The organism is Enterobacter cloacae complex sp. SYL003 (assembly GCF_049236925.1).
Taxonomy (GTDB): Bacteria; Pseudomonadota; Gammaproteobacteria; order Enterobacterales; family Enterobacteriaceae; genus Enterobacter; species Enterobacter intestinihominis.
Genome location: NZ_JBMKJK010000015.1, coordinates 128,898 through 134,897, shown reverse-complemented (window position 1 = coordinate 134,897; position 6,000 = coordinate 128,898). Strand labels below are relative to the sequence as shown.

5 protein-coding genes are annotated in these 6,000 nt (G+C 56.6%); 3 read left to right on the top strand and 2 right to left on the bottom strand.

Translation table 11 applies throughout. The annotated features are described in order from the left end of the window. Positions 1–97: 97 nt before the first annotated feature. Complete coding sequence (locus ACOT1A_RS18690; RefSeq protein WP_069596961.1) at positions 98–937, bottom strand: AraC family transcriptional regulator; 840 nt, start codon at positions 935–937, stop codon at positions 98–100. Between the two features lie 166 nt (positions 938–1,103). Between ACOT1A_RS18690 and ACOT1A_RS18685 the strand changes: the two genes are divergently transcribed. From ACOT1A_RS18685 to ACOT1A_RS18675, 3 genes are read left to right on the top strand one after another with little or no spacing between them, the layout of a single operon-like run. After that, on the top strand, positions 1,104–2,918 hold the full coding sequence (locus tag ACOT1A_RS18685) for a DUF2264 domain-containing protein (protein WP_276170439.1): 1,815 nt from the start codon (positions 1,104–1,106) through the stop codon (positions 2,916–2,918). Positions 2,919–2,949: 31 nt separating this feature from the next. Beyond that, the gene (locus ACOT1A_RS18680; protein ID WP_022649415.1) at positions 2,950–4,215 is read left to right on the top strand and encodes an oligosaccharide MFS transporter; all 1,266 of its coding nucleotides are present in this window, start codon (positions 2,950–2,952) and stop codon (positions 4,213–4,215) included. A 28-nt stretch (positions 4,216–4,243) separates the two neighbouring features. Beyond that, positions 4,244–5,431, top strand: a complete 1,188-nt coding sequence (locus ACOT1A_RS18675) for a glycoside hydrolase family 88 protein (RefSeq protein WP_276170440.1) — start codon at positions 4,244–4,246, stop codon at positions 5,429–5,431. 12 nt (positions 5,432–5,443) lie between these two features. Here ACOT1A_RS18675 and ACOT1A_RS18670 read toward each other — a convergent pair whose 3' ends face one another. After that, a complete protein-coding gene (locus ACOT1A_RS18670; RefSeq protein ID WP_022649413.1) occupies positions 5,444–5,971 on the bottom strand; it encodes a hypothetical protein in 528 nt (175 codons plus the stop codon). Positions 5,972–6,000: the final 29 nt, after the last annotated feature.

Sequence of the window (6,000 nt, the reverse complement as noted above, 5' to 3'; positions counted from 1 at the left end):
TGTTCCCCTCACCCTAACCCTCTCCCCGGAGGGGCGAGGGGATTGCTCAGTGCTCGCATTAATTTGTGGGGAACCCTCAGCCCCGTGGGTGAGGGCGTCAAACCGCACGATGGTTCTTCCTGTACTGCAGCGGCGTCTCGCCAATCCCTTTTTTAAACGCGCTGATAAACCACGTCACGTCGGAAAAACCCGTCTGTGCGGCAATGTCACGCACGCTCGAATCAGTGTGGAGTAAACACTCACACGCCTTACGCAACCTTAGCGTATTCAGGTAGTCGTGAATTTTTTCGCCCGTTTCCGCATGGAATTTTCGCGATACGTAGCTGCGGGATTTTCCCAGCTCATTGGCCAGCGCATCCAGACGAAATTTCTCCTGATAATGCTCGTCGAGCCAAAACATCACCTGGCTGGCGATCCCCTGGCTGTTTCCCGGCTCGCCGTCGCGATCGTCGGGCAGCATCGCGAACAGGCCTATCAGCAGGCTGGCGATGCTCTCGCTGTTCATCGGCGGTTTATAGCAGCTAAACAGATGGTCGATATGGTGATGGAAGTGAGCTAAATCGGCGACCCACGCTTCGCCGCCACGGCGTGACAGCCGCTCCAGACGCTGCCGGGTCTGGGGAAAATTCCGCAGGATCTTCAGCACCGCGTGCTGGTCGAGATGAATAATGGTGCGGCGGTAAATTGCCTCCGCCTGTTCGTCCACCATGACCTTGTGCAGCGTAAAAGGCGGGAAGAAAAACAGCCGTCCGGGGCGCATGGTGTAGTGACGATTATCGACAATCGCCACCCCAAAGCCCTCTTCCACATAGAGGATCTCCAGACACTGGTGCCAGTGATGGTAGCGCACGGTATTGGCAAACAGGCGGCTGAACGAGGCCACGGTATCGTTCAGGGCGATCAGTTCCAGAAGATCGGATGTCGGCGTGTCGCGCATAGTGCAATAAAACTCAACTTTTTCCCGTCTGACCGTCTTTATAAACCACCTTTTTAAATTTTCTCAACTGGAGGTTTATTCATCGTTCATGCCTGTGACACGGCTAACATTTCTGCCCCTTGCGTATTCACTATGCTTTGCCGCAGTTGATTACGAGGGCGAACCGATGTGGGCGGCAAACAAAGAAAAATCAAATCCGTTGTCTTCACGCCAGGATGTAGTGGCGTCGTTGAATGCACTTTTACAGGCGCTGGATACGCAATTTCCGGCGAACCGTTCACGATTCTCGCTGGGTGATACCTGCGCCCATTACACAGCGGATATTGCGCAGATGGAGGGACTTTCCCGCGCGCTGTGGGGGCTGTTTCCGCTGATGGCATCCGGCGAAAGCACGCCGTTCAGCGAGAAGTACCTTACTGCCATTAAGCTTGGTACCGACCCGCAAAGCACCGGCTACTGGGGTGAAACCGGCCCGTACGATCAGCGTCTGGTGGAGATGGCGGCCTACGGTCTGGGGCTCGCTCTGCTGGGAGATAAACTCTCCGCGCACTTTACCGGGCGCGAGGTGATTAACCTGCACGCGTGGCTCAACCAAATCACCGACGCGCAGATGCCGGACAGCAACTGGAACTATTTTGCCATTATGGTCCAGCTCGGCTTTAAGCGCGCCGGCCTGCCGTACGATCAAGCCGCCATTGACCACCGCTTTGCGCTGATGGACGCCTACTATCTCGGCGACGGCTGGTACTCCGACGGTCCTGGCCGCCCGAAAGACTATTACATCTCCATGGCTTTCCATTTTTACGGCCTGATTTACGCCACCCTGAGTGACGACGAGGCGAGGGCGAAGGTGCTGCGCGAGCGCTCGCGTCTGTTCGCGGAAGACTTTATCTACTGGTCCGCCGCCGATGGTGCCTCGGTGCCGTTTGGCCGCAGCCTGACCTACCGCTTTGCCATGGTTGCCTTCTGGAGCGCGGTGGCCTTTTCTCAGCTGGACGTCTTCACCCCGGGTATCGTGAAGGGCATTGTGCTGCGGCATCTGCGCTGGTGGCAGCAGCAGTCGATTGTCGATCGCGACGGTATTCTTACCCTGGGGTTTGCGTATCCGAACCTGGCGATGTGCGAGGATTACAACTCCCCCGGTTCACCGTACTGGGCGCTGAAAACCTACCTGATCCTGGCGCTGCCGGAGGCGCATCCGTTCTGGCAGGCCGACGAGCAGCCGCTGCCCGCGCTTGCTGAAAAACATGTGATCCCGCATGCGCAGCAGATCCTGATGCATTCGAAAGATTCGCAGCACGTCGTCATGCTCACCGCTGGTCAGCTGGAGCTGAATAACTACGTCAACACCGAAGCGAAATACACCAAATTTGCCTACTCCAGCCGCTTCGGATTCACCATTGAGCGTGGACGATTTGGCCTGAAGCATGCCGCCTGCGATTCCATGCTGCTGCTGGCGGATGGAGATGACTATTTCCGCGGTCGTCGCGAGTGCGAAGAGGTTCGGGTGGATGAACATTACATTTTCACGCGCTGGTCGCCTTGGCGAGACGTGCATATTGCGACCTGGCAGATCCCGTTCGGGGAGTGGCACCTGCGCCTGCACCGTATCAACAGCGCGCGCACTCTGCAAACCGTCGAGGGCGGCTTTGCGGTGATGAAAACCGCCCACCAGGTGCGCGATCGCGGTTGTTATCTGATGGCTGAAAACGGCAGCAGCGTCATTGTCGATCTATCGCCGGTCATTCACCGCCAGCCAGACAGCATCGTCACGCCGCCGAACAGCAGCATTATGTTTGCGGAGTGCGCTTCCATTCCGTTGTTAAAGGCCGACCTCCCGCAAGGGGAAAGCTGGCTCTGTTGCGCCGTTCTGGCTGGCGGAAAACAGCCCGTTGCGGCGACGCCGCAGCTGAATATAACCCATAGCCGGGTCGTCATTAGCGAACCCGGAAGCGAACGTAAGCTGTCGTTCACATTATAAAAATCTGGCCCTACACGTCGGCGAGGATGATATGAAAAGCACATCGACAACTAACAGAACTGAATATTACAAAATCAGTAGCTTTATCTTTCTCTATTTCTTTACCTGGTCTGCCAGTATTGGACTGCTGGCGATCTGGCTTGGCCAGAAAGCCAATCTCAGCGGCTCGGTGATTGGAACCGTTTTTGCGGTGAACGGGATATTCTCCGTTATTCTTAAACCGATCTACGGCTATATTCTCGATAAGATCGGCATGAGCAAATACCTGCTCTATTTTGTGGTGATCATGTCGGCCCTGATGGCGCCGTTCTTTATTTACGTATACCAGCCGCTGTTAATGTCTAATACCCTGCTGGGGATTATTATCGGCGCGCTCTATTTAAGCTTTGCCTGGTACGCGGGTGTGGCGGCGTGCGAATCGTATTCCGACCGCTTTAGCCGCTTAAACGGCATGGAGTTCGGGCAAATTCGCATGTGGGGTTCGCTCGGCTGGGCTGTGGCATCGTCCTTCTCCGGCCTGCTGTTTAACCTCTCACCGGCGTATAACTTTATCCTCGGCAGCGTGGCGTCGGTGGTGATGCTGATCGTCCTGCTGAGCCTGAAAGTGAACACTAACTCCATTCACGCGGGCGAGGTGCTGACGAAAGAGAAAATCGCCCCGTCAGACGTTTACGCCCTGCTGCGAAACCGCAAATTCTGGGCCTTCTGCCTGTACGTGGCGGGCGTGGCGTGGATGATGTTTATCGCCGAGCAGCAGTTCTCGCGCTATTTCGTCACCTTCTTCGATGATATTCATGAGGGCAACGCGGTATTCGGTTATCTCGGGACCGTGCAGTCGGGTATGGAATTTGTCATGTATATGGTGGTCCCGCTGTTTGTGAACTTTATTGGCGCCAAACGCGGGCTATTAATTGTCGGGCTGGTGGTCGGGGCGCGTCTGATTATTTCCGGCATGTGTGATTCTCACCTGTTAATTTCAGTGCTTAAGCCGCTGTACGGTCTGGAAATTTGTCTCCTGCTGGTGTCAGTATTTAAATATATTGCCGAGCATTTCGACAAGCGCGTCAATGCCACCATGTATTTACTCGGCTATCAGGCAATGCTCTACGTTGGCAACGTGGTGGTCTCTTCCCCTGCCGGGTATATGTATGACCGTATTGGCTTTGAGCACACCTATATCATCATGGGCGCAACGGCGCTGACCTTTACCCTTATCTCTGCTTTTACGTTATCCGCCTGTCAGAGCAAATGGCGCGGGGCTCGTGCGCTGAACGTAGCAGAAACGTCAACACGATAAATTACGCCGTCAAAGAAGGAACCGAAATATGTTAAGTCGTATCAAAGAAGAACGTCTGCCTGTTATCGCTGCGCCCGTTGACTCCCACGCATTCAGCGATGAACTGAATTCGGCGCGCAGCCACGTTCTGGACCTGATTAGCCGTCATTTAACGGAGTTCGGCGACAAATTCCCGGCGGAAACCTGCCAGAACGGTTTTTATCCGCTGACTGACAACGTGGAGTGGACCACCAGCTTCTGGACCGGGCAGCTATGGCTGGCATGGGAGATGAGCGGCGAGGAAAAATTCCGCGCGATGGCGGAAAAACACGTGCGCTCGTTTGGCCTGCGCATCGCCGGGCGCAACGACACCAACACCCACGATTTAGGCTTCCTCTACACGCTCTCCTGCGTAGCCGCGTGGCGGCTGACCGGAAACCGCGAGGCGCGCGGCTTCTCGCTGCTGGCGGCGGAAGCTCTGCTGGAACGCTTCCACGAGAAGGCGAAGATCATCCAGGCGTGGGGCGATCTCTCCGATCCGGACCAGGCCGGGCGGATGATCATCGACTGCAACATGAACCTGCCGCTGCTCTACTGGGCAACGGAGCAGACGGGCGATCCGCGTTTTGCCGACGCCGCAAAAGCGCACGTCATGCAGGCGGCGACGTACCTCATTCGTGACGATGCCTCCACCTTCCACACCTACTATATGGATGTGACAACCGGCGCACCGCGCTACGGCAACACCCAGCAGGGCTACGCCGACGACTCCTGCTGGTCACGCGGGCAGGCGTGGGGAATTTACGGCTTCCTGCTGAGCTATATCTATACCGGCGACGAGACGATGATCGCCCTGTCAAAACGGCTGGCGAACTACTTCCTCAATCGCCTGCCCGACGACTACGTCTGCCACTGGGATCTGGCGCTGGTGGGCACCGACGTGCTGCGTGATTCTTCCTCGGCGGCGATTGCGGTATGTGGGCTGCTGGAGCTGGTGAAACACCTGCCGGTCACGGATCCGGATCGCGAGCGCTATATGGAGTGGGCTAAAGGCATTATGTCGTCACTGACGAAACACTATCTGATGGGGAGAGAAGAAAAGGGCAACGGGCTGCTTAAACACTCGGTTTACCACCTCGGGAGCAACAAAGGCGTGGATGAGTGCGCAAGCTGGGGAGATTACTTCTACGTTGAGGCGCTGGTGCGTTTCACCCGGAGCTGGAAACTGTACTGGTAACTGGCCGGGGGATTACCATCCAAGCACGTCTTTAATGACGCGCCGGTAGGGCGTATCAAGCTGGGCAGGCACGCGGCAAATATAGTCCTGCGCATGGCTACGGGTCTCTCCGCTGAGGCCGTCGAGATAAGCGATGGCTTCGTCCACGGCAGGAACCCTGCCTTCCTGTGACGCGCTTCTCGGCGGGAGCCCGGTCCAGATGATCGCTTCAATACCTTTCTCCCTGGCCCATGTTGTCAGGATACCCGTGTCGCGTCCGGTGATTAGCAGCGAGCCAATGCCATCGCAGCGATCCTCGGGAATGGCTTCGCGCTCACGCAAAGCGCGGCAGGCCACGCTCAACGTTGTGGCCTCCAGCCATGCCCAAAGCACCGGCACGGCAGGGGCATTCATACAGATGGCGGTCGCCAGTTCACCGCCATCGCTGACCCGACAGAACTCGACGGGCAAAGAAGGCCCGTCGGTCTGCCACTCACCGGCTACCGGTAACGCGCCGCTTTTCCAGATTAACGAACCCCAGCCAAGACAAGCTATTTTCATTCTGTTCCTCTGCGCGACGTGAACCGACT

Coding starts and splice junctions, on each gene's coding strand:
- ACOT1A_RS18690 (WP_069596961.1), bottom strand. CDS start 937: ATGCGCGACACGCCGACATCCGATCTTCTGGAACTGATCGCCCTGAAC.
- ACOT1A_RS18685 (WP_276170439.1), top strand. CDS start 1,104: ATGTGGGCGGCAAACAAAGAAAAATCAAATCCGTTGTCTTCACGCCAG.
- ACOT1A_RS18680 (WP_022649415.1), top strand. CDS start 2,950: ATGAAAAGCACATCGACAACTAACAGAACTGAATATTACAAAATCAGT.
- ACOT1A_RS18675 (WP_276170440.1), top strand. CDS start 4,244: ATGTTAAGTCGTATCAAAGAAGAACGTCTGCCTGTTATCGCTGCGCCC.
- ACOT1A_RS18670 (WP_022649413.1), bottom strand. CDS start 5,971: ATGAAAATAGCTTGTCTTGGCTGGGGTTCGTTAATCTGGAAAAGCGGC.